The following is a 22,474-nucleotide window of genomic DNA, read 5'->3' on the forward strand; positions in this document are numbered from 1 at the left end:
AGCGCTCCGCTCACTGCGACGCGCTCTGCGACGCGCTCTGGGACGCGCCCCGGGATGCGTCCTGAAGCCCTCCGGCCACGGTGGGCGGGGTCGCGACCGAGCCCAGCACCGTGCGGACCACCGTCGCGCCAGTCACCTCGTGCAGCCACAGCTCCGGACGAACGGTGATCCGGTGCGCAAGCGCCGGCACCGCGACCGCCTTCACATCCTCCGGTACGACGTAGTCCCGGCCCTGGATCACGGCGTACGACCGAGCCGTCAGCAGCAGCGCGAGAGAGCCCCGCGGCGAGGCTCCGACGAGGACCTGGGAGTCGCGCCGGGTGGCAGCGGCCAGGTCGACGCAGTACTGCCCGACGGTGTCGTCAACGGTGACGGTCTCGATCGCACGCTGCGCAGCGTGCAGTCCGACCGCGTCGGTGACCGCCTCGACGGTCTGGTCCTCCGTACGGCGGCTCATCCGGCGCCGCAGTACCTCCCACTCCTCCGCGGCGCTCGGGTAGCCGAAGCCGATCCGCAGCATGAAGCGGTCGAGCTGTGCCTCGGGCAGCGGGTAGGTGCCTTCGTACTCGACCGGGTTCGCTGTCGCGAGGACGTGGAACGGGGTGGGCAGCGGGAAGGTCTGGCCCTCGACGGTGACCTGGTGTTCCTGCATCGACTCCAGCAGCGCGGCCTGCGTCTTCGGCGGGGTCCGGTTGATCTCGTCGGCGAGCAGCAACCCGGTGAAGATCGGGCCGGGCCGGAAGACGAACTCGGACTCCTTCTGGTCGTACACGAACGCACCGGTGACGTCCGACGGCAGCAGGTCCGGAGTGAACTGCACCCGCCGGAACTCCAGCCCGAGCGCCTGCGCGAACGACCGCGCCGCCAGCGTCTTGGCGAGCCCCGGGTAGTCCTCCAGCAGGACGTGCCCACCGGCCAGGATGCCCGCGAGCACGAGCTCGAGCGCCTCGGCCTTGCCGACCACAGCCTGGCTCACCCGGTCCAGCACCTGGCGGCTCAGGTCGGACACCTCACCGAGCTTCAGCTCGCGATCAGTCACAGTTCCTCACAGGTTCTCGATGGTCTGGATCGCGTCCTCGATCTCGTCGAGGGACGCGGTGCGCTTGTCGTCTGCCGTGACCAGGGCCCACAGCCGTTCACCGGTGATCGCGCGGGCGCGGTCCGGCTCCCGTGCGGGGTCGACGCCGTGCCGGTGCACCAGCCGGTCGGTGGTCAGCTCGAGCAGCAGCGGCCGGATCCGGCGGGCGAACGTCTGCGATCCCTCGCCGGCCCGGCGTTCGCGGCTCGACTCCTGCAGCCAGGTCGCGACGAACTGGGTCCTGTTGTCCGTGTTCCGGGTCCGCAGCGCGGCCAGCTTCTCGTCCTGTCGCGCCGGCCAGTTGGTCTCCAGCACCTGCGGAACGATCAGCCGCAGCGCCAGCGATCCGAAGCCGATGGCCAGCGCCATCGCCACGAACCACAGCGGCCGCGGCGCCATCCCGGCCGCACCGAACGCACCGATCAGGAGCAGACTCGCCAGCACGGTGAATCCGATGTGCTGCACGAATGCCTTGTCCAGCCGCATCGACCGAAGACGCCGTTTCTGCCCGCCACCTTCGTCGCTGTTCCGCGGCGCGCTCTCGTCCAACGGAGTCCAGCGGTACGACGTCATCCGCGCACCACCTCGTCCGCCTGCTTGGCGGCTCGTGCGGTCCGAACGGCGGCCAACTCGTCACGCAGGCGCAGCAACGCTGCCCGCGCCTCGGCCCTGGCCTCTTCGGTCGACCCGTGCGTCGAGTAGCGGGCCTCGCGGTACAGCTCACCGAGGCGGTTCAGCTGCGGCTCCGAGACGCCGCCGACCCCCAGGACCCGGACCGTGAACTCGGCCGGTGTCTCCGACTGGTCCCGCGCCAGTCCGGCGGACGCGGCCGCTTCCTCCAGTGCGACCCAGCAAGCGATCACCGCATCGGTCGCCGTACCGGTGTCGATGCGCGCGAGGCCGGTGTCGACCGCCTCGGCCAGCCGGTCGGCCTTCATCCGCTCCCAGTCCGCGTCCGCGGTCTCGGCCTGCGGCAGCTCGACCTTGCGGAGGATCCGGTAGAGCAACCGGCCGAGGAGGAGCACGACGGTCGCGATCACCAGGTAGATGAGCGCCTGCCACAAGGCCTTCAGCCAGTCGGGCATCGGCCGGTTGCCCCGGTCCTTGCGCTCCGGCGGGAGCGACGGAGCGGGCGTCTCCTCCGGCGCGCTGGGGGTCAGCGTCGGCAACGACCGGGGCGAGGATCGCAGCGTGCTCTCGCTGATCGGCCGCACCGAACCGCCGGCCGAGGCGAGCACCACGAATCCGGCCGCGGTGACCCCCAGGATCAGCACGACAGCCAGCGTCCACGCGCCCCGACGGTGGGTGTGCATCCAGGAAGGCTAACCGATCAGAAGCCCGTATCGAGCCACGGAAGCCGGCTCGTGGAAAACGCTTGCGCCGCGGCCTGGAGCGCACCGGCCGTGTGCTCCTGCGCCAGTCCGGCCGCACCGAGCCGGACGAACGACGGCTTGCCGAGGTAGACCGAGGCCAGATCACGTACGTCGACGGTGAGATCGGCCGGCCGGGCCGTCGACTCGCAGGTCGCCCCGGCCGGACCACCGGCGAGGTGCCACTTGCCCGCGTTCCACGGAAGGAACCCGTCGGTCACCTCGAGGACGACGTCGATGTCGCGGGCGTACGTCCGGGCCGCAAGCGCAGGGGCGAGGTCGACGAACCGCAGCCAGAGACCGTCGCGGGTGATCGGCGACGGCGCCCGCTGGTCGACCAGCAGGTCCAGCAGCGGGTCGTCCGACGGCAGTGCCTCGTACCGCGTCTCGCTCAGCAGGTCGGGCTCCAGCAGGTAGCGCCAGAGCGCCGCATGGGACGCGAGGTCCACGGCATGCACGCGCCGTACCTCGACGAACCCCTTCTCGGCGCGCTTGGTCCGGTAGTGCGCGAACCCGGTCAGCTCGCCATCGCGCTCGGCCAGCACGCAGCGCAGCGCGGAGGCATTGGACGGGTCGACCATCACGTTGTCACTGACAACGAGCTCCTGCCACCGGTCGTTGTGCTCGAACATGCCGACCCGCTCGGTCGCCAGCTTGTTGCGTAGCGCCGCGGTCTCGGCCAGCGTCTCGCGCACACCGACGTACCTGATCCGTACGTCGTCGATGCCGGCGACCGGCCGCAGTTCGCGAGCGGCCTTCGGTACGACGATCTCCTGGTGGTCGCTGGCAAGGCCGTACCCGAACCGGCCGTAGATCACCGCTTCGCTCGCGGTCAGCCCGGCGAGCGGCTCGGTCCCGGCCTCGTGGATCTCGTTCAGCTGAGCCCGCATCAGGTCGCGCAGGATGCCACGCCGGCGATGGGTCGCGCGGACCCCGACCATGGTCACCCCGGCCATCGGCACCTGCGCGCCCGGCACAGTCATCCGGTGCGAGAACGCCGCGGTGTGGCCGACCAGTTGCTTCTCGTCGACCGCGACGATGCTGCGGTCCGGCTCCCAGACCTGCCGCTCCGCCTCGAGTTGCGCCTCACTCCACGGCGCCGAGAACGCCACGTCAATGAGCTCCAGGAGCTCGCCCCACTCACCCTCGAACCGCCCGATCCCGATCGCCATGCCCAACACCTACCAGACCCCGAGAACCACCGGCCCTACCTTGAGCCCGCGAAAACGCAGCAGGGCTGGGAATTTCCCGTGGCGACGGGAAAGCCGCGCGGCTCCCGGTCTAGACTGATGAAAATCGTTTTCATATACTCGGGGAATGGCCGCCCACTCGAAGATGCCGTTGTCCTTGCTGGTCGGGCTCTCCACGACACTGCGGGAACCTGTGCTGGACGCGATGCTGGACACCACCAGCGTGGCCGTGGTGGTGGACCAGGACGAGCTGCCCGGGCGGGGCGTGCTGTCCTGGCGCGTGCTGGACGTGTCCGGGCCGATCGACGCCGGCGAGTTCACCGTGGGCGACGACTGTGGGGCGTGTGAGCTGATCGAGTCGCTGCTGCCGTTGCTCGAGGCGCTGGTCGCGCGGCAGCACTGGGATCACGTCGTACTGGCGGCGCCGCCGGCGATGGAGGCACGGCCGCTCGCGGGTTCGCTGGTCGCGGCGTTGCCGGAGATCGTCGTCGACACGATCACCTGCGTGGTGGACGCCGTACTGCTGGTCGAGCAACTGTCCGGTGACGAGCTCCTCGACGAGCGCGGTCTCGCACTCGGGCTGCCGGACCGCCGCAACGTCGCCGAGCTCACCGCGCGGCAGATCGAGTACGCCGACGTCTGTGTACTCGCCAACCTGCATCGCAACGCAGCGCCGGATCGACTGCACAACCTGCTGCTGCACCTGAACCCGCGGACCACAGTCGTCGCGGCGGACCCGGCCGGCGTACCGGACGGGCCGGTGGCGCGGACCGGGTTGTTCGAGTTCGCCGCCGCCGAGGCGTGGGCCGGTGAGCTGGCGTCGTCCGATCGGGTCCAGCCGAGTGGTGACGGCGTGACGACCGTGCTCTGGCGGTCCACGCGGCCGATGCATCCGTCGCGGTTGAACGACGCTCTCGAGGACATCGTGGACGGCGTCGTCCGTAGCCGTGGCGTGGTCTGGCTGGCGAACCGGCCGACGCAGCGCGTCCGCTGGGAGTCCGCCGGGTACAGCGCGTCGCTCGGGATGCTCGGCGAGTGGTCGGACACCGAGCACCTGGCCGAATGCACGGTCGTTGCGACCGGCATGGGTCTGGATCCGGCGCGGCTGCAGTCGATCCTCGACGCGTGCCTGCTGACCGAGTCCGAGCTCGCCAGCCTGGACTGGAACGACCTCGACGACCCGTTCGCCGGACTGCTCTGAAGCCGCGGCCGGCTAGCCCAGCAGCGGCAGGCGGTCCGCGTGTGGACCGAGCATGTCCAGGTCGTCCTCGTCGAGCGGCACCCGGCCGGTCGCCTTCAGCACGTACGTCGTCGTGTCCCAGCCGATCAGGTCCCACGCCTCCGGACCGAACAGTCCGTCCAGCGTCCGCGCAGTGACCTGCAGCGCCTCCGGATCAGGCTCGGGCGCGTCCGGCAGACCGACAGTCAGGTCGAGATGATGGACCGTTGCCTCCAGCACCAACGTGGCCACGAAGTCGGTCGCCCGCAGTACATGACCCTGCGTCTCGATCCGCCGCCCCTTCTCCGACAGCCCGGCCGCGGCCGCCCGCACAGCAGCCTCGGACACCTCCCGCCAGTGCTGAACCAGCATCCCCGGCCTCCGGTACGACGACGCGACGCCGCGGACGAAGCTCGTGTCCGGATTGTCGCCGTCCATCCGCGGCGGGAAGTCCTGCCAGTACGTGACGAAATCCCGGTCCGGCCCGACCACGGCCGGGCTCGCGAACGCGATCAGCGCACGCTCGGCGTCGTACAGCAGATGAACCAGCAGGGGCCCGACCGGCATCCCCGGGCACCTGGTCGCGAGCCCGAAGTCGGCGTCGCTCAGCCCCTGCACGACCTCCGTCAGCCGCCCGTACTCCCGGCCCAGCGTCGCCGCCAGCCGCAGCGGCAACGCCCCTCGCTCGGGTGCCTTCATCCCCGGCCTCCTCGGTGTGCTCCCTTGAAGAACCTAACCCGGGAGTACGCCGCGATGTTCCTAGTGCCCTGCACTAGGACCTGGCGGCCTGCAGGTGGGCGGTCGCGGCGGCTTCCAGGTGGCTGAGGTCGGAGGCGACGGTGGCGAAGCTGTAGCCCTGCTCCAGGCGGCGCTTCGCGGTCTCTCCGTCGAAGGTGTGGATGCCGGCGGCGATCCCGGCGTCCGTCGCGGTTCGCGCGATCAACTCGACCGCTTCCTCGAACGGGCCCTCGATCTCCGGGTCACCCGGGAAGCGGGCACCGAGCGCGAGCCCGAGGTCCGACGGGCCGACGTACACACCGTCGAGCCCGGGCGTCGCGCAGATCTCGGCGACGTTCTTCAGGCCGAGCGGGGTCTCGATCATCGCCAGTACGACGGTCTGGGCGTTGGAGTCGGCCGGGACCGGGCCGATCCGCAGCGCCGCCCGCATCGGACCGAACGAGCGCACACCCACCGGCGGATACTTGGCCGCCTGGACGGCGCGCGCCACGTCGTCCGCGGTGTCGATCAGCGGGACGATCACCCCGGTCGCGCCGGCATCCAGCGCGCGCCCGATCGGCGTCGGATTGTTCGCCTCGACCCGCACCAGGCCGACGGTCTTCCGCTCGCCGAGGGACGCACCCGCGTCGACGGCCAGCAACCCGGTCATCAGGCCCTGGTAACCGATCAGGCCGTGCTGCGCGTCCAGCACCACGTAGTCGTACCCCAGGCGCGCGATCCGCTCGGTAGCCGGCGGTGCGTCCAGCGTGACCCAGTAACCGACCAGCTTCTCCCGCGACCGGACCCGGTCCGCGAAAACGTTTGCATTCACATGATCTCCTCGGAGTACGACGTACCCCGACCCTATTACGGCCGACCTCCGGACCGCTCGGCGTCTCAGCCTAAACCGGTCGCCCGGACCGATGACCGGACGGAAGAATGCGACCATGCCGTCGTCGATCGCCCTCCTCCACGATCTCGTCGCCGCCGCCGGTCTCCCCGAAGTTGCGTCGTACCGGGCAGTGACCGGCCACGGGTTCAACAACGAGATACTCCACGCCACGCTCGTCGACTCCCGGCAGGTCGTGCTCCGGCGGCTGCAGGACGTCTCGCGTCCGCTGCCCCTCGGCCGAGCTCGCTTCCTGGCGCACCACGACGTACCGGCGCCGGCTCTGCTCGGTGGCGACGAGTCGGCGTCCCTCTACGAATACGTCCCCGGCAAGATGCTGTCCGCGCTCGTCGCCGAGGGCCGGATGACCGATGACGCCTGGAGATCGGTAGGGACGGCGTTCCGCCGCGTGCACGCGGTGCGCTTCCCGGCTGGCCTGACTGGGGACTTCGGTCCTGACAACCTGATCCTCAACCCCGCCGACCCGGTCCACGACCTGCACGCGATGCTCGTCTCGGCGGAGCCCTGCCTCAAGGCCAACCTGCCGTTCGTGCTCCCGCACCTCCCACACCTCCACGCCGTGATCGACGACCAGGCCGGCCAGTTGCGTGCGACCCGGACAGCCTTGGCGCACGGCGACGTCAACCCCACGAACGTCATCATCGGCTCCTCGCGGACCACCCTGATCGACTGGGACGAGCCACGCGTCAGCGACCCGGCCCGGGAACTCGCGGAACTGGACGAGCGGATGTATCTCATCAACGGCTCGGGCGTCCCCGCCGCCTTCTTCGAGACCTACGGCCCCTGCCCGCCGAACCTGGCCATCCATCGCCTGACCAGCCCGATCCGCTGGTTCGGCCACGGCCCTTTCGCCGGCTGGGAGATCGATCCCGACCTCGACGCGACCCAGAAAGCCCAGGTGACCGGCTGGCGCAACTCTCTGGTCGGCTGTCTCGCCGGCCTCGGCGAACGCCTGAAGGAGTTCTAGACCGGCGGTACGCCGTGGCGGCGGGTGGAGAAGTGGCGGTCTTTGGTCTGGGCCGCGGCGAGCCGGGCGATCAGGTCGGTGCGGAGGTCTTCCGGCTCGACGATCGCGTCGATGACGAGGTCGGAGGCCAGCCGGAGGATGTCGATATCGGTCTCGTACTCCTCCCGCAGCCGGGACACGTACTCGACCCGTTCACCCTCGTCGGCGATCTCCTGGATCTTGTTGTAGTAGACGGCGTTGATCGCCGCCTCCGGACCCATCACCGCGATCTTCGCGGTCGGCAGCGCGACGCACGCGTCCGGCGAGAACCCGGGTCCACACATCGCGTAGAGGCCGGCGCCGTACGCCTTGCGGACGATCACCGACACGGTCGGCACGGTCGCCTCCGACACCGCGGTGATCATCTTCGCGCCGTGCCGGATGATCCCCGCGCGCTCCACCTCGCTGCCGATCATGAACCCCGGGACGTCGCACAGGTACACCAGCGGCACGTTGAACGCGTCGCACAGCCAGATGAACCGGGCCGCCTTGTCCGCGGAGTCGACGAACAGCACGCCGCCCTTGACGGCCGGCTGGTTCGCCACGATCCCGACCACCTGCCCCGCGAGCAGCCCGAATCCGGTGACGAGCTCCGGGGCGTACGCCGGTTTGACCTCGAAGAACGTGTCCGCGTCGACCAGCGCGTCGATCACGTCGTGGATGTCGAACCCGACGCTCTCCTCGGCCGGAACCAGATCCCGGGTGAAGTCCCTGGCCGGCGGCGCCGCGTCGTACGACGGCGGCCGCGTCTGCCAGGAACCGGGCAGGTAGGAGAAGTACGTGCGGGCCAACTCGATCGCCTCGGTGTCGTCGGAGGCGAGCAGGTCGCCGCAGCCGGAGACGCTGGTGTGCATCCGGGCGCCGCCCATCTCCTCCAGCGTGACCTTCTCGCCGACCACCATCTCGGCCATCCGCGGCGAGCCCAGGTACATCGAGGCGTTGCCGTCGACCATGATCACGAGGTCGCAGAACGCCGGGATGTACGCGCCGCCGGCCGCCGACGGGCCGAACAGGCAGCAGATCTGCGGCACCTTGCCGGACAACGCGACCTGGTTGTGGAAGATCCGCCCGGCACCACGCCGCCCCGGGAACAGATCCACCTGGTCGGTGATCCGCGCGCCGGCGGAATCGATCAGCCAGAAGATCGGCAGCTCGTCGCGGAGCGCGACCTCGGTGATCCGGACGATCTTCTCCACCGTCCGGGCACCCCACGACCCCGCCTTCACGGTCGGGTCGTTCGCGACGATCAGCGCCGGCCGGCCGTCGACCAGCGCGCGACCGGTGACGACACCGTCGGCGGGCAGGCCTGCATTCAGGGCGTTGGCCAGCTGCGCGTCCTCGACGAAGCTGCCCTCGTCGACGAGCAAGGCGATCCGGTCCCGCACGTACAGCTTGTTCTGGCTGGCTAGTTTGGCCGCAGCCTTCTCCGGTGGGCCGAGGGTCGCCTCGCGAGCAACCTTGACCTCGGTCCAGTGATCGTGGGTCATGGGGCCTCCCGGCCTGGACTGAGGAGCGCAGGGAGCGCAGCGACTGGAGTGACGAGGGAAGGCCGGGAGCCAAAGCCCCATGACCCACCGCGCCGGAGGCGTGGCATCAGTACGGTCATTCAGACATCATTCCACTGGGAGGCCGAGGCTTCGGGCGATCAGCATGCGCTGAACCTCCGACGTCCCCTCGCCGATCTCGAGGATCTTGGCGTCGCGGTAGAAGCGCGTCACCGGGTACTCCTCCATGAATCCGTAGCCGCCGAACACCTGGGTGGCGATCCGGGTCGCGGTCACCGCGGACTCGGTCGCGTACAGCTTCGCCACCGACGCGGCCTGCTTGAAGTCCTGCACCGACGCGCCGGCGTCCTTCAACGCGGCCGCTCGGTAGACGAGAAGCTCCGCCGCGTCCGCCATCACCTTGAGATCGGCGATCTGGAACGCGACACCCTGCTTGCGCCCGATCGGCACCCCGAACGTCGTGCGCTCACCGGCGTACTGGACCGACATCTCCAGGCAGGCCCGGATGCAGCCGAGCGCGACCGCGGCGATCGCCACCCGCCCGTCGTCCAGCGTCGCGAGGAACTGCGCGAACCCCTTACCGCGCTCGCCCAGCAGGTTCGCCTCGGGGACGCGGCAGCCGCTGAGCGACAGCGGGTGCGTGTCACTCGCATGCCAACCCAACTTGTCGTACGCCGCCTCGGCCGCGAAGCCCGGCGTACCACTCGGAACGATGATGGTGGAGATCTCCGGCTTGCCGTCCGCCTTCTCACCGGTCCGCGCGGTCACCGTCACGCACGAGGTGATGGACGAGCCGGAGTTGGTGATGAACTGCTTCGAGCCGTCGATCACCCACTCGCCTTGGTCGAGGACAGCCCGGGTCTTGGTCGCGCCGGCGTCCGAGCCGGAATCGGGCTCGGTCAGGCCGAACCCGGCCAGCTTCTGGCCGGACACCAGGTCGGGCAGCCAGGTGGCCTTCTGCTCGTCGGTGCCGAAGGTGAGGATCGGGTTGATGCCGAGCCCGACCGCCGCCTCCAGGGTGATGCCCATCGACTGGTCGACGCGGGAGATCTCCTCGATCGCCACGCACAGACTGGTGAAGTCACCGGCCGAGCCGCCGTACTGCTCCGGGGCGGTCAGCCCGAACAGGCCGAGCCGGCCCATCTTCTGCACGACCTCCACCGGGAAGTAGTGCTTGCGGTCCCACTCGGCCGCGTGCGGGGCGATCTCCGCCTCGGCGAAGTCGCGCACGCTACGCCGGAACTCGCGGTGCTCCTCGGACAGCTCGTACATGACCCACTCCTCTGTGCTTGACGCTCACCCTCCCGTCCCCCTCTCCATCACCAAAACAACTGGTGGATGTCGGGGTGAGACGGAATCCGTGTGCTTGACGCTCACCTTCCCGTCCCCCTCTCCATCACCACAGCAACTGGTGGATGTCGAGGTGAGACGGGAATCGGTGTGCTTGACGCTCACCTTCCCTTCACCCTCTCCATCACCACAGCAGCTGGTGGTTGTCGAGGCGAGACGGGCATGTGTGCGCTTGACGCTTACGTAAACGTAAAGCACAGTGGGGTGCGTGCACAATATCCGGGTGCCCGATCAGACCTGGTCGATCGCCGAACTGGCGGCCGAGTACGACGTCACCCTGCGCACGATCCGGTTCTACGAGGACCGCGGCCTGCTCACGCCCGAGCGCCGCGGCACCGTCCGCGTGTACCACTCGCGCGACAAGGTCCGCCTCGGCCTGATCCTGCGCGGCAAACGCCTCGGCTTCTCCCTCGACGAGATCGCCACCATCGTCGACATGTACGACGCCGAGCCCGGCGAGGAGGGTCAACTCGTCTACCTCCTCGACCAGATCACCCACCGCCGCGCCGACCTCGAACAACGCCGCCGCGACATCGACGAGACCCTCCACGAACTGGCCGAGGTCGAAGCCCGCTGCCAGTCCGACCTCACCTCCCTCCGCGGGCGGACCGCCCCCACTCACCAACCTCGCTGACACCCCGCCCTTTCACCCTTGCTCAGCGCACCCCACGACGGATTGGGCACGTTGGTGAGTGCCGGCGGTCCGGGTGGTCAGAGGGCGTCTTCGTAGGCCTTGAGGGTCTTGACGAACGTCGCGCGTTCGTCGTCGGACAGCGGCTCGAGCGCCTCACGCCAGGCTCGGGCGCCGCGGGCCAGCCAGGCGTCGATCGCCTCCCGGTGCGCGTCCGACAGGGTCACCACGGCACGTCGGCGGTCCTCGGGATGTTCTCGGCGGTCGAGGATGCCTTTGCGGCTGAGCTCGCCGACCATCAGACTGACCGTCGCCGGAGTGACCTCGAGGCGTTCGGCCAGGTCGTTGACGCCGAGCGGGCCGTCGAACAGCAGGTAGGCGAACAGCGAGAGATGCCGGGGCGCGAGGTTCAGGCCGGCCAGCTCATCGGGCACCTTCATCCGCTTGGTCCGCCCCACCATCCGCGGCATCAGCAGCAACAGCGTGCGGATGCTGTCATCGACGCTTGACATACCTTTGTCCTTAAAACTATTTTGCTTGCAAAGCTAAACGACTTCGTCCAGCAAAGGGTATGCGCGTGAACGCACAGTTGCTGTCTCTGACCACCACCGGCGCGCGCTCCGCCCGGCCGCACACGACCACACTCGCGTACGCCGAGGACGCCGGGCGGCTGATCGTGTTCGCCAGCAACGCCGGCCGGCCGCAGGCGCCCGCCTGGCTGCACAACCTTCGCGCCAACCCGGCCGTCACCGTCGAGGTCGGCGGGAGCCGGTACGACGCCGTCGCGACCGAGACCACCGGCGCGGAACGGGACCGCCTGTTCGCCGACCAGGCCGCCCGCGACCCCGCCTTCGCGGAGTACCAGCGCAACACCTCCCGAGTGATCCAGGTCGTCGCACTCACGCCGGTCCGCGCCGGCGCCGCCACCACACAGTTGAAGGAGATCCACGCCGGCCTCCGTCGCCAACTCACCGACACCCTTGCCGCGGTCGACACCTACCTGGCCGGAGAAGGCGAGCTACCGGCGGCGATCAACGACCTCCAGCGCCACTGCCTGTCGTTCTGCGGCGCCCTGCACGCCCACCACACCCGCGAGGACGGCGTCTTCCCGCGGCTGGCCGCGGACTTCCCCGAACTGAAACCCGCGTTCGACCGCCTGACCCGCGAGCACGAAGCCGTTGCCCTCCTCAACGAAAAGCTCACCGCGACGCTCGACCGGCTGACCACGGCGCCCACTCGCGCGGCAGCCGAGCAACTGCGCGCCGACCTCGAACAACTCGCCGGGGACCTCGAAGCCCACTACGCCTACGAGGAAGCCCACCTCGGTCTCGCCCTCGACGCAGCCTGACGCTGTCGATCTGGCGGGGCCTCGTTCGTGTAGGGGGTGAGAAGACCGACACGAGGAGGTAGTCATGGGTGAGATCACGGTGGTGTGCAACGTGAGCCTGGATGGTGTGATGCAGGCACCGGGCAGGCCGGACGAGGACCCGCGCGACGGATTCCGGTACGGCGGGTGGGCAACGCCGTACAGCCAGGACGCCATGGGCCGCGTGCTCGGGCGGGGCCGCCGGTTCGGCGGGATGTTGCTCGGGCGCCGCACGTACGAGGACTTCGCCGGCTTCTGGCCGAACCAGCCGGACAACCCGTACTCCGAGGCCCTCGACAACCAGCAGAAGTACGTCGTCTCGTCGACCGTGCAGAACCCTGCCTGGGCCAACTCCCACGTCATCACCCTCGACGACATCCCCAAACTGAAGACCGAGCAAGACTTGATCGTCCTGGGCAGCGGCCACCTGATCCGCTCCATCCCCGACCTGATCGGCCACTACATCCTCCTCATCCACCCCCTGACCCTCGGCTCCGGCCACCACCTCTTCGGCAACCACCAGCCCCTGACCCTGGACGACTCCGAGACCACCACTACCGGCGTAGTCATCAACACCTACAGCCCGGCGGCGTGAGCCAGCACCTGGACTTCGTCGTACCTGCGCAGGGCCAGTGCGGCGAGGCGGGGGTCGGCGCCCAGGGGTGGGCTGATGCGGTGGCCGGGCGCGCGACGGTGGATGAGGGTTTCGAAGAAGCCCGGGGCCAGGAGGTACGTCGCTATGGCTGTGCGGCCTGGGGTTCGGGAGAGGACTCTGGTGAGAGGGGCGGCGGTGCCGGAGATGTAGGCGACGTCGACCGGGCGGTCGATGCGGGTGGAGAGGAGTGAGGCTGCGGACGAGCAGTCCTGGAGGGCTCGGGGGTCTGAGGAGCCGGCTGCGGCGAGGACCACGTGGTCGACTCGGGAGAGGTCCCCCAGGCGGTCGGCGAGGATGTCGGCGAGGACCGGATCGGGGCCGAGGGCGGACGCCGCGCGGACCCGGCCGGGATAGCGGTCCACCTCGGCCGCTACGTCGACGTACACGTGATAGCCGGAGCTGAGCAGCAGCGGCACCACGACCGCCTGGTTGCTATCGGCAACAACCCGTCGAACCAGCGACGGCAACGCCGGTAGGTCGACATCCACGAAGCCCAGCGACACAGGTACGCCGGGACGCTGCCGCGCCATCATCCGGACCAGTTCGTGGACGACCCGGATACCCCGCGGATCGGCGGTCCCGTGTGCCACCGCGACCAGGTCGATCACGAAGGAATCCCGGCCGTCTCGACCGCCAACCGGTACCCGCGCCGGACCACCGTCCGGACCAGTTCCGGTTTCCCGATCGCCGTCCGGAGTCTGTTCACCGTGACCTCCACCGCGTGCACGTCCTCGGCACCTGGGAGCACCGCGAGCAACGCCGGCCGCGACACCACATCACCTCCGGCCGCCACCAGTGCGGCCAGCACAGCCCGCGGACCCGGACCCAGTGGGAGTACGACGCCGTCCAGGACCGCGGCGCCACCACGGATCACCAACTGCCCGTGCTCGGTCTCGATCGACCGCGCGTTGTCGTCGGTGAGCCGGTCGGTCACGATCCGGATCAACGCACCCAGCCTGAAACGGTCCGGCACCAGTGGCTCAAGGCCCAGGTTCACGAACGGCCCGGCGGTCACCGGACCCACACAGGCGTTCAGCACCCGGCCGGACTTCAGCGCCGCGATCAGAGCGTCGTACTGCCCGGTCAAAGCCGCCGAGTCGAGCATGGCCTGCGCACCGGGCGCCGACGTGTGCACCACCGCGTCCACCGCACCCGCGCCGATCTGACCGATCGTCCGCTCCACCAGAGCGGGATCAGGCGCCGGACCCCACCGGTACACCTCCAGCCCACGCACCGACGCCCCGGCCGCGCGCAGCGAATCCTGCAGCGCCGGATCCGACAACCCATGCAGCTGTACGACGATCTTCCGGCCGGTGACACCCTGGTCGCGCAGCCAGTCCACCACCTCGGCCGTCGTCTCGGACCGCGCGGACCAGTGCTCGACCAGTCCGGCGGCCCGGATCGCGCCACGCGCTTTCGGGCCACGCGCCAGGATCCGCGACTGCTCCAGCGTGCCGAGCAGGTCCGCCGCCAGGCCGGCGCTATCCGCGGACTCGATCCACCCGCGGAACCCGACCGCGGTGGTGACGACGACGTCGTCCGGCGGGTTCGCGATCACCCGCCGGGTCGCCTCGAGCAGCGCGTGGTCGTCGGCGACCGGCACGATCTGCAGCGTTGGCGCGTGCAGCACCTTCGCGCCCCGCCGCTCGAACGCCGCGATCAGGTCGTCCGCACGCCGGTGCGCGGTGACCGCGATCGTGCAGCCACTGAGTGGCCCGGGCCTAGCCGTGCTCACCGAGATTCACCATCACCTGTCCGTCGACGATCTCGACCTCGTACACGGGCAGCGACACCGACGGATCGTCCAGGCACTCGCCGGTGCGCAGGTCGAAGACCTGCTTGAACATCGGCGACGCCACCGTCGGCACCTCGCCTCTGCTCCCCACGATGCCACGCGACATCACGTTCGCCCCACTGAACGGATCCTGGTTGCCCAGAGCAAATACCTCGCCGCCGTGGGTCCGGAACACTGCCAACTGCAGCTCTCCGGCCAAGGCGGCGACACCACGCTCCGGCAGCAGTGCCTCGTACTCACACACCACAAAGGCAGTCAGGACAGTCATCGGCGTACCTCCAATCGGGGGCCGGCCAGCAGCACCGGCTCCAGTTGTCCGCGTTCGGCCGGGGTGGCGGGCCGCGGCTGGTTGCGCTCGACCACGTACCGCAGGTCGGCGTCCGGCTGGTCCGGCGCGTTCACGAAGGAGACGAACCGGGCCAGCTTGTCGGGGTCGTTGAGCGTCGCCCGCCACTCGTCCACGTACGAGTCGACATGCGCGGCCATCGCGGCGTCCAGGTCGGCGGCGATGCCGAGGCTGTCGTTCAGTACGACGTCGCGGACATGATCCAGACCGCCCTCGATGTCGTTGATCCACACAGCGGTCCGCTGCAGCCGGTCGCCGGTGCGGATGTAGTACATGAGGAACCGGTCGATCGCCTGGAACAGCTCTGGGTCGGTCAGGTCGGACGCGAGCAGTTCCGCGTGCCGCGGCGTCATTCCACCGTTGCCACCGACGTACAGGTTCCAGCCCTTCTCGGTCGCGATCACGCCGACGTCCTTGGAACGCGCCTCGGCACACTCCCGCGCGCACCCGGACACCCCGAGCTTGAGCTTGTGCGGCGACCGCAGCCCGCGGTACCGCAGCTCCAGCGCGATCGCCATCCCGACAGAGTCCTGTACGCCGTACCTGCACCAGGTGGAGCCGACACACGACTTCACGGTCCGCAGCGCCTTTCCGTACGCGTGCCCGGACTCGAAGCCTGCGTCGACCAGCCGCTTCCAGATCGCCGGCAACTGCTCGATCCGCGCACCGAACAGGTCGACTCGCTGGCCGCCGGTGATCTTCGTGTACAGGCCGAAGTCGCGGGCCACTTCGCCGATCGTGATCAGACCTTCGGGGGTGATCTCACCGCCCGGGATCCGCGGGACGACGGAGTACGTGCCGTCCTTCTGCAGGTTCGCCATCACGTGGTCGTTGGTGTCCTGCAGCGTCGCCCGCTCGCCGTCGAGGACGTGACCGGCCGGGTCCAGGCTGGCCAGGATCGACGCGACCACCGGCTTGCAGATGTCGCAGCCGCGTCCGGTCCCGTGCCGCTCGACGATCTCGCTGAACGTCCGCAGCCCGGTCACCCGGACGACGTCGAACAGCTCGGCGCGGGACAACGCGAAGTGCTCGCAGAGTGCCTTGCTGACCTCGACACCGGCCTTGGTGAGCTCGGAGTTCAGCAGGTTCTTCACGATCGGCAGGCAGGAGCCGCAACTGGTCCCGGCCTTGGTCTTCCCGCACACCGACTTCATGTCGGTGCAACCGTCGTCGCGGACCGAGCACCGGATCGCGCCGGCCGAGACGTTGTTGCACGAGCACACCGGCGCGTCGTCCGGCAGTTCGAGCTTGACCGGCGCGGCGCCCTCGGGCAGCAGGAACGCGGCCGGGTCCGCGCCGAGCTCGCGCCCGACCATCGGGCGGAGACCGGAGTACGCCGACGCGTCGCCGACCAGGATGCCGCCGAGCAACGTCCGGGCATCGTCGGACAGCACGAGCTTCTTGTAGACGCCGGCGACCGGGTCGGCGTACACGATGTCCAGCGCGCCCTCGGTCGCGCCGAACGCGTCGCCGAAGCTGGCGACGTCGACACCGAGCAGCTTCAGCTTGGTCGAGGTGTCCGCACCCGGGAACGTCGCCGCACCGCCGAGCAGCCGGTCGGCGACGATCTCGGCCATCGTGTAGCCGGGGGCAACCAATCCCCAGACCCGGCCCTCGATGCAGGCGACCTCACCGATCGCCCAGACACCCGGCACGGAGGTCCGGCAGCCTTCGTCGACCACGACACCGCCGCGTTCGCCGATCGCCAGACCGGCCGCCCGGCCGAGCTCGTCCCGCGGCCGTACGCCGGTCGCGAACACGACCACGTCGGCGGGCAGATCGGGGCCGTCGGCAACGGCCATCGCACGGGCCGCGCCCTGGGACGTCAGCTTCACCCGGTTGCACTGCGTCGACACCAGCACCTCGACGTCGAGTCCTTCGATCAGCCGGGCGAGTGCGGCGCCGCCGCCCTCGTCGACCTGCAGCGGCATCAGCCGCGGCGCGAACTCGACCACCTTCGTCGCAGCACCCAGCGCCCGCAGCGCGCCGGCCGCCTCCAGCCCCAGCAGGCCACCGCCGACGACCACACCGCTGACCTGCCGGCCCTCGGACTTCAGCCGCTCCACGTAGACCCGGAGCGCGGCCACGTCGTCGACGGTCCGGTAGACGAAGCAACCCTGCGCGTCGTTGTTCTTCACCGGCGGGACGAACGCCGACGAACCCGTCGCCAGGACCAGTTCGTCGTACCCGATCTGCTCGCCGCGCGCTGTTGTCACAGTCCGAGCGGTGGTGTCGATCGACGTGACCTGCACGCCCTTGCGGAGCGTCACCGCCGGGTCGTCCCAGAGTTCCGGTTCGCCCAGCGCGAGGTCGTGGGGGTCGCGGCCGGAGAAGTAGCTGGTCAGCGCGACGCGGTCGTACGGCAGCCGTGGTTCCTCGGCCAGCACGGTGATGCGCCACCGGATCTCGGTGTCGCGGGATCGCAGTGCCTCAACGAGCCGGTGCGCGACCATGCCACCGCCCACCACAACCACGTGCCGGGCCTTCTTCAGCTCTGTCATCGTCGCCCTCCTGCTCGGAACTGGTTCGGTCTCGCCGCGCCGGAAGCGGTCGAGCAGATCGCCGACAGCGCCGGTGCAACTGCCGCACCCGGTCGTCGCCCGCGTCGTGGCGGCGATGCCGGCGACACTGTCGGCACCTCCACGCCAGGCCGTCTCGATCGCGGCCCTGGTGACCCCGTTGCAACGGCAGACGGTGGTCACCTTCTTCTTGGGTACGACGGCATCGGCCAGCAACCCGTCCGCCGCGACCGGCGTCCCGCGGTCCGCCAGCAGCACCAGCTCCGCGGCCACTTCCGGCGCCCCGATTGCGACCGCGGACCGGACCACGCCGTCCCGCAGCACGGCCCGCACATACCGCTCTCCATCCTCGAGCCGCACCACCTCCCCGATCTCATCCTTGTTGCCTAAGGCAAGTACGTCGAGCCCGCCGGCGGTCAGCCGCAGTACGTCGTACTCCGGCACGCCGGCCGGCTCACCGTTCAGATGCCGCACCAGCGCCTCGGCCTGCCCCCACGCGGACGCGACTGTCCCGCTGACCCAGCCATCGATCTCGGCACAATCCCCGATCGCATGCACTCGCGGATCATCCAGGCTCGTCAGCGTGCGGTCGACAACGATTCCGTCCCGCACCGTCAGCCCAGCCGCCAATTCAGTCCGCGCGCGCACCCCACAAGCCACCACCAACAAGTCGCCGAACACCTGCCGCCCGCCACGGAGGCTCAACGCCCGGAACTGCCCATCCCGCGACGCAACCCGTTCGACCGTCGCGTTGAGCAAAACCTCCACACCCAACTCACGAACCGCCCGCGTAACCCGCCGCCCCGCGGATCCTCGAACCGCCTTGTCCAGCAGCGTTTCCCCGTCATGCACCAACGTGACCGGCACACCCCGCCCACGCAGTGCACACGCAGTCTCAACACCAAGCACACCACCACCAAGCACAACCACCCGCCGCACCCGGCCCGCGGCATCAACAAGAGCGCGGGCATCACCCACAGAACGCAAGGTGTGAGCTCCGGTGGAACCAACAAGCTCGGAAGGCACCGCACCGGTCGCGAACACCAACCGGTCGTAGGACCACTCGCGTCCGGCGGAGTCCGTTACTACGCGGCGGTTGCGGTCGACGGCTACTGCGGTGGTGACTGGCTCATTGCCGAGCATTGGCTCAGGGGTGCGGCCGGCGACGTACTCGGTGAGACGGCTGCGGTTGTACGACGGCTCGTCGCCCAGCACCGTCACGTCGTACGACGCCAAGAGCTCGGCCAACCGCCGACCGGCCATGCCGCCACCGATGATCACCACGCGCGGGCTCATGCGGAGACTCCAGTCGCCGGGAGACTCGCGGCGCTCACCTCGACCGCACACGCCTTGAACTCAGGCATCCGCGACACCGGGTCCAGCACATCGTTGGTCAGCTCGTTGACCGCCTCCGCACCACCGAAGTGGAACGGCACGAACACCGTGTCCGGACGCACATCCGCCGTCACCCGCGCCGGCAGCACCATCGACCCACGAGCGGTCCGCAACCGCATCGGCCGCCCATCCGCGATCCCCAACTGCGCCGCCACCCGTGGATGGATCTCCGCGAACACCTCCGGCTCCGCCGACGCCAACTCGGGCACCCGCCGCGTCTGCGCCCCGCTCTGGTAGTGCTGCAACAGCCGTCCGGTCACCAGATACATCGGCGCCGCGGCGTGAAGATCATCCGCGACCGGCCGATGATCCACCGCCACCACGTGCGCCCGCCCATCCGGCGTACCGAACCCGTCCGCGAACAACCGTGGCGTTCCCGGATGCCCTGGAGAAGGAACAGGCCAGAACAACGCCTCCCCCGCATCGATCCGCTCCCAGGTGATCCCCGAGTAGTCAGCCTTTCCACCAGCGCTGGCCAGGCGCAGTTCCTCGAACACCTCGGCCGGATCAGTCGAGAACGCCGCCCCACATCCCAGCCGCGAGGCCAACCCGGCAAAGACAGCCAGATCACTCCGTACGTCGCCAGGCGGCGCGACAGCAGCCCACCGCCGCAGTACCCGCCCCTCGAGCGACGTCATGGTGCCCTCTTCCTCGGCCCACTGCGTCACCGGAAAGACGACATCCGCCAGCAGAGCGGTCTCGGACGGTACGACGTCCGCCACCACGAGCAGGTCCAGCGCGGCAAGGCGTTCCCGCACCGATGCGAGCCGCGGCGCCGACACCAGCAGATTGCTCCCGTGAACGAGCAGCGCCCGCGCACCGCCCGCCGTACCCAGCGCGTTGATCAACTCGACCGCGCTCTGACCAGGACCAGGCAGGTCGTCAGGATCCACGCCCCACACCCCAGCAACGTGGGCCCGCGCGGCCGGATCGGCGATGCTGCGGTACCCGGGCAACTGGTCAGCTTTCTGCCCATGCTCCCGACCGCCTTGACCGTTCCCCTGCCCGGTGATGCAGCCGTACCCATTCCCCAGCCGCCCGGGCAGGCCAAGCGCCAGAGCAAGGTTGATACAAGCAGTCACCGTGTCCGTGCCCTTGCTGTGCTGCTCAGCACCACGCCCGGTCAGAATGAACACCCCAGCACCGCCGTGCACCGGCGCAGCAGCCGCAAGCACCCGGGCCGCCCGCCGAATCGTCGCAGCAGGCACGCCCGTCACCCGCTCGGCTCGCTCAGGCCACCAGGCGGCGGTCGAGCGGAACAACCCCTCCGGGTCGTCCGTCCGGTCACTCAGGTACGCCGTGTCCGCAAGCCCTTCCTGCAGTACGACGTGCGTCAGCGCGAGGACCAACGCAAGATCGGTCCCGGGAGTCGCCTGGAGGTGGATCCCCGCGGCTTCCGCAGTCAGCCCGGCAGTCGCCGTACGACGCGGATCGACGACCAGCAGCCCACCGGCGTCGCGCGCGCCCTGCAGATGCGCGACCGCGGGCGGCATCGTCTCGGCGATATTGCTGCCGACCAGCAGCACAGCACCCGCACCACCGAGGTCGGCCAGCGGGAACGGCAGCCCCCGATCGATTCCGAAGGCGCGGTTCGTCGCGGCCGCCGCGGACGACATACAGAACCGTCCGTTGTAGTCGACGTTCGCGGTCTTGAGCGCGACCCGGGCGAACTTACCCAGCGCATACGCCTTCTCGTTGGTCAGCCCACCACCACCGAAGACCGCCACCGCGTCATGACCGTACGAGGCCTGCAACGACCGGATGCGGTCGGCAACGAAGTCCAGCGCGTCGTCCCAACTCGCCTCCACCAACTCACCGGCGGCGTTCCGCATCAGCGGCGTCGTGAGCCGGTCCGGCACCGTGAGAACCTCCGGCGCCGTCCAGCCCTTCCGGCACAGCCCGCCGCGGTTGATCGGGCCACCCTCGAAAGCTTGGATGGCTCGCGGCTGCACCGACACCGCACCCGGCCGGTCGACCGGGTGCAGGGTCGTCGCGCACTGCAGAGCGCAGTACGGGCAGTGAGTGGGGACAGCCGTCACACGCGCTCCCCACTCAGCGGGCCGCCCTTGCGGAGGTAGCAGAAGTACGTCACGGCCAGGCAGACCACGTAGAAGCCGCAGAAGACGTACAGCGCCGGGATCAGCGAACCGAAGTGGCTCGTCGACATCGCGAAGCCGCGCGGGACCAGGAAGCCGCCGTACGCGCCGACCGCGGAGGCGATCCCGATGCAGGCCGCCGCCTCGCGACGTGCCCGGCCCGGGTCGCCCGGCGTGGTCAGCCGGAACACCGCCGGGATCATCCGGTACGTCGATCCGTTCGCGGCGCCGCTGGCGACGAACAGGAACAGGAAGCTGATCAGGAACCCGGCGAAGGTGCCCGCGTTCAGCGAGACGATCGCGGCCAGGATGCCCAGGCCCATCACCACGAACGAGCAGACCGTCACCCGGGCCCCGCCGACCAGGTCGGCCAGCTTGCCGCCGAACGGCCGCGCCACCGAGCCGACCAGCGCGCCGAGGAAGGCGATGTTGGCCCCGGTGACGTCCGGGAACGTGGTCTTGATCAGCAGCGGGAACGCGGCCGAGAACCCGATGAACGACCCGAAGGTGCCGATGTAGAGGAACGAGATGATCCACGTGTGCGGCCGCTTCGCCGCCGTGACCGAGGCCCGGAACGACGAGGTCGCGACGGACAGGTTCGCCATCACCTTCCAGGCCAGTACGGCGGCCAGCACGATCAGCGGGATCCACAGCAGCCCGGCCCGGTTCAGCGACAACCCGGCTCCGGCGACGATCACGATCGGCACCACCAGTTGGACCACGGCGACACCGAGGTTCCCGCCGGCCGCGTTGATGCCGAGTGCGAAGCCCTTCTCCTTCTCCGGGAAGAAGAACGAGATGTTCGTCATGCTGCTCGCGAAGTTGCCGCCGCCGACGCCGGCGGTGGCCGCGACCAGCGCCATCAGCCAGAACGGCGTGTCCGGCCGGGTCAGGAAGTAGGACAGTCCGGCCGTCGGGATCAGCAGGAGCAGCGCGGAGACGATCGTCCAGTTCCGGCCGCCGAACTTCGGCACCGCGAACGTGTACGGCAGCCGCAGCGTCGCGCCGACCAGGCTGGGCAGCGCGACCAGCCAGAACAACTGGTCGGTGCTGTAGGTGAAGCCCGCCTTGGGCATCGACACCACGACGATGCTCCACAGCTGCCAGACAGAGAAGCCGAGGAACTCGGCGAAGATCGACGGCCACAGGTTGCGCTGGGCCACCCGGCGGCCGGTCCGCGCCCAGAAAGTGGCGTCCTCGGGGTCCCACACGTCGATCCAGCGGCCGCGGCGCGGCGCCTCGACCGTGCCGACCGTCCCGGTCCGGTCGCGGGGAGTGACGACCTGCGGTCGTGCCTCGAGCGTCATCGTGCGTCTCCGATCATCC

At 69.6% G+C, this 22,474-nt stretch carries 20 protein-coding genes; 5 read left to right on the plus strand and 15 right to left on the minus strand.

The features are described 5' to 3' along the window. Nucleotides 1–10: 10 nt before the first annotated feature. From AB0I34_RS03210 to AB0I34_RS03225, 4 genes are read right to left on the minus strand one after another with little or no spacing between them, the layout of a single operon-like run. Entirely contained in the window at nucleotides 11–1,039 is a 1,029-nt protein-coding gene (locus AB0I34_RS03210; protein ID WP_360438517.1) for a MoxR family ATPase, read from the minus strand. A gap of 6 nt (nucleotides 1,040–1,045) precedes the next feature. Next, nucleotides 1,046–1,651: a hypothetical protein gene (locus AB0I34_RS03215; protein WP_360438519.1), complete on the minus strand. Its 606-nt coding sequence runs from the start codon at nucleotides 1,649–1,651 to the stop codon at nucleotides 1,046–1,048. Further along, on the minus strand, nucleotides 1,648–2,391 hold the full coding sequence (locus tag AB0I34_RS03220) for a DUF4129 domain-containing protein (RefSeq protein ID WP_360438522.1): 744 nt from the start codon (nucleotides 2,389–2,391) through the stop codon (nucleotides 1,648–1,650). The genes AB0I34_RS03215 and AB0I34_RS03220 overlap by 4 nt, the downstream gene beginning before the upstream one ends. Before the next feature lie 17 nt (nucleotides 2,392–2,408). Beyond that, nucleotides 2,409–3,620: a GNAT family N-acetyltransferase gene (locus tag AB0I34_RS03225; protein WP_360438525.1), complete on the minus strand. Its 1,212-nt coding sequence runs from the start codon at nucleotides 3,618–3,620 to the stop codon at nucleotides 2,409–2,411. A gap of 145 nt (nucleotides 3,621–3,765) precedes the next feature. Here AB0I34_RS03225 and AB0I34_RS03230 point away from each other — a divergent pair, with 145 nt between their 5' ends. Continuing rightward, complete coding sequence (locus AB0I34_RS03230; protein WP_360438528.1) at nucleotides 3,766–4,839, plus strand: GTP-binding protein; 1,074 nt, start codon at nucleotides 3,766–3,768, stop codon at nucleotides 4,837–4,839. Between the two features lie 12 nt (nucleotides 4,840–4,851). Here AB0I34_RS03230 and AB0I34_RS03235 read toward each other — a convergent pair whose 3' ends face one another. Then, nucleotides 4,852–5,556, minus strand: a complete 705-nt coding sequence (locus tag AB0I34_RS03235) for a maleylpyruvate isomerase N-terminal domain-containing protein (protein ID WP_360438531.1) — start codon at nucleotides 5,554–5,556, stop codon at nucleotides 4,852–4,854. Nucleotides 5,557–5,629: 73 nt separating this feature from the next. Continuing rightward, on the minus strand, nucleotides 5,630–6,406 hold the full coding sequence (locus AB0I34_RS03240) for an aldolase/citrate lyase family protein (RefSeq protein WP_360438534.1): 777 nt from the start codon (nucleotides 6,404–6,406) through the stop codon (nucleotides 5,630–5,632). A gap of 115 nt (nucleotides 6,407–6,521) precedes the next feature. Here AB0I34_RS03240 and AB0I34_RS03245 point away from each other — a divergent pair, with 115 nt between their 5' ends. After that, nucleotides 6,522–7,451, plus strand: coding sequence for a phosphotransferase (locus AB0I34_RS03245; RefSeq protein ID WP_360438536.1), 930 nt, complete (start codon nucleotides 6,522–6,524; stop codon nucleotides 7,449–7,451). On the opposite strand, the gene AB0I34_RS03250 is transcribed toward AB0I34_RS03245, so the two are convergent. Further along, a complete protein-coding gene (locus tag AB0I34_RS03250) occupies nucleotides 7,448–8,977 on the minus strand; it encodes an acyl-CoA carboxylase subunit beta (protein WP_360438539.1) in 1,530 nt (509 codons plus the stop codon). The two genes, AB0I34_RS03245 and AB0I34_RS03250, sit on opposite strands and share 4 nt — an antisense overlap. Nucleotides 8,978–9,103: 126 nt before the next feature. Next, complete coding sequence (locus tag AB0I34_RS03255) at nucleotides 9,104–10,267, minus strand: acyl-CoA dehydrogenase family protein (RefSeq protein WP_360438541.1); 1,164 nt, start codon at nucleotides 10,265–10,267, stop codon at nucleotides 9,104–9,106. Between the two features lie 301 nt (nucleotides 10,268–10,568). Between AB0I34_RS03255 and AB0I34_RS03260 the strand changes: the two genes are divergently transcribed. Next, nucleotides 10,569–10,979, plus strand: coding sequence for a MerR family DNA-binding transcriptional regulator (locus AB0I34_RS03260; protein ID WP_360438544.1), 411 nt, complete (start codon nucleotides 10,569–10,571; stop codon nucleotides 10,977–10,979). 77 nt (nucleotides 10,980–11,056) lie between these two features. Here the strand turns inward: AB0I34_RS03260 and AB0I34_RS03265 are convergent, their stop codons facing one another. Beyond that, nucleotides 11,057–11,488 carry a MarR family transcriptional regulator gene (locus AB0I34_RS03265; protein WP_360438547.1) on the minus strand — a complete coding sequence of 144 codons (432 nt, stop codon included), beginning with the start codon at nucleotides 11,486–11,488 and terminating at the stop codon, nucleotides 11,057–11,059. Nucleotides 11,489–11,553: 65 nt separating this feature from the next. Here AB0I34_RS03265 and AB0I34_RS03270 point away from each other — a divergent pair, with 65 nt between their 5' ends. Continuing rightward, on the plus strand, nucleotides 11,554–12,324 hold the full coding sequence (locus tag AB0I34_RS03270; RefSeq protein ID WP_360438550.1) for a nitroreductase/quinone reductase family protein: 771 nt from the start codon (nucleotides 11,554–11,556) through the stop codon (nucleotides 12,322–12,324). A 64-nt stretch (nucleotides 12,325–12,388) separates the two neighbouring features. Then, nucleotides 12,389–12,937, plus strand: a complete 549-nt coding sequence (locus tag AB0I34_RS03275) for a dihydrofolate reductase family protein (RefSeq protein WP_360438553.1) — start codon at nucleotides 12,389–12,391, stop codon at nucleotides 12,935–12,937. Here the strand turns inward: AB0I34_RS03275 and AB0I34_RS03280 are convergent. Genes AB0I34_RS03280 through AB0I34_RS03305 form a run of 6 tightly spaced genes read right to left on the minus strand, consistent with a single transcriptional unit; the run spans nucleotide 12,919 to nucleotide 22,455 of the window. After that, a complete protein-coding gene (locus AB0I34_RS03280; protein WP_360438556.1) occupies nucleotides 12,919–13,605 on the minus strand; it encodes a CbiX/SirB N-terminal domain-containing protein in 687 nt (228 codons plus the stop codon). The genes AB0I34_RS03275 and AB0I34_RS03280 overlap by 19 nt on opposite strands. Next, on the minus strand, nucleotides 13,602–14,732 hold the full coding sequence (locus tag AB0I34_RS03285; protein WP_360438559.1) for a uroporphyrinogen-III synthase: 1,131 nt from the start codon (nucleotides 14,730–14,732) through the stop codon (nucleotides 13,602–13,604). Before AB0I34_RS03285 ends, AB0I34_RS03280 begins: the two co-directional genes overlap by 4 nt. After that, on the minus strand, nucleotides 14,719–15,060 hold the full coding sequence (gene nirD / locus AB0I34_RS03290) for a nitrite reductase small subunit NirD (RefSeq protein WP_360438562.1): 342 nt from the start codon (nucleotides 15,058–15,060) through the stop codon (nucleotides 14,719–14,721). The genes AB0I34_RS03285 and nirD overlap by 14 nt, the downstream gene beginning before the upstream one ends. Further along, entirely contained in the window at nucleotides 15,057–18,953 is a 3,897-nt protein-coding gene (gene nirB / locus AB0I34_RS03295; protein WP_360438565.1) for a nitrite reductase large subunit NirB, read from the minus strand. Before nirB ends, nirD begins: the two co-directional genes overlap by 4 nt. Further along, on the minus strand, nucleotides 18,950–21,091 hold the full coding sequence (locus tag AB0I34_RS03300) for a molybdopterin oxidoreductase family protein (RefSeq protein ID WP_360438568.1): 2,142 nt from the start codon (nucleotides 21,089–21,091) through the stop codon (nucleotides 18,950–18,952). Before AB0I34_RS03300 ends, nirB begins: the two co-directional genes overlap by 4 nt. After that, nucleotides 21,088–22,455 (minus strand): MFS transporter, encoded by a 1,368-nt coding sequence (locus AB0I34_RS03305; protein WP_360438571.1) that lies wholly within the window; start codon nucleotides 22,453–22,455, stop codon nucleotides 21,088–21,090. The genes AB0I34_RS03300 and AB0I34_RS03305 overlap by 4 nt, the downstream gene beginning before the upstream one ends. Nucleotides 22,456–22,474: the final 19 nt, after the last annotated feature.

The organism is Kribbella sp. NPDC050281 (assembly GCF_040655855.1).
Lineage (GTDB): Bacteria > Actinomycetota > Actinomycetes > Propionibacteriales > Kribbellaceae > Kribbella.

Coding starts and splice junctions, on each gene's coding strand:
- nirD (WP_360438562.1), bottom strand. CDS start 15,060: ATGACTGTCCTGACTGCCTTTGTGGTGTGTGAGTACGAGGCACTGCTG.
- AB0I34_RS03275 (WP_360438553.1), top strand. CDS start 12,389: ATGGGTGAGATCACGGTGGTGTGCAACGTGAGCCTGGATGGTGTGATG.
- AB0I34_RS03225 (WP_360438525.1), bottom strand. CDS start 3,620: ATGGCGATCGGGATCGGGCGGTTCGAGGGTGAGTGGGGCGAGCTCCTG.
- AB0I34_RS03220 (WP_360438522.1), bottom strand. CDS start 2,391: ATGCACACCCACCGTCGGGGCGCGTGGACGCTGGCTGTCGTGCTGATC.
- nirB (WP_360438565.1), bottom strand. CDS start 18,953: ATGAGCCCGCGCGTGGTGATCATCGGTGGCGGCATGGCCGGTCGGCGG.
- AB0I34_RS03250 (WP_360438539.1), bottom strand. CDS start 8,977: ATGACCCACGATCACTGGACCGAGGTCAAGGTTGCTCGCGAGGCGACC.
- AB0I34_RS03305 (WP_360438571.1), bottom strand. CDS start 22,455: ATGACGCTCGAGGCACGACCGCAGGTCGTCACTCCCCGCGACCGGACC.
- AB0I34_RS03235 (WP_360438531.1), bottom strand. CDS start 5,556: ATGAAGGCACCCGAGCGAGGGGCGTTGCCGCTGCGGCTGGCGGCGACG.
- AB0I34_RS03230 (WP_360438528.1), top strand. CDS start 3,766: ATGGCCGCCCACTCGAAGATGCCGTTGTCCTTGCTGGTCGGGCTCTCC.
- AB0I34_RS03215 (WP_360438519.1), bottom strand. CDS start 1,651: ATGACGTCGTACCGCTGGACTCCGTTGGACGAGAGCGCGCCGCGGAAC.
- AB0I34_RS03265 (WP_360438547.1), bottom strand. CDS start 11,488: ATGTCAAGCGTCGATGACAGCATCCGCACGCTGTTGCTGCTGATGCCG.
- AB0I34_RS03255 (WP_360438541.1), bottom strand. CDS start 10,267: ATGTACGAGCTGTCCGAGGAGCACCGCGAGTTCCGGCGTAGCGTGCGC.
- AB0I34_RS03245 (WP_360438536.1), top strand. CDS start 6,522: ATGCCGTCGTCGATCGCCCTCCTCCACGATCTCGTCGCCGCCGCCGGT.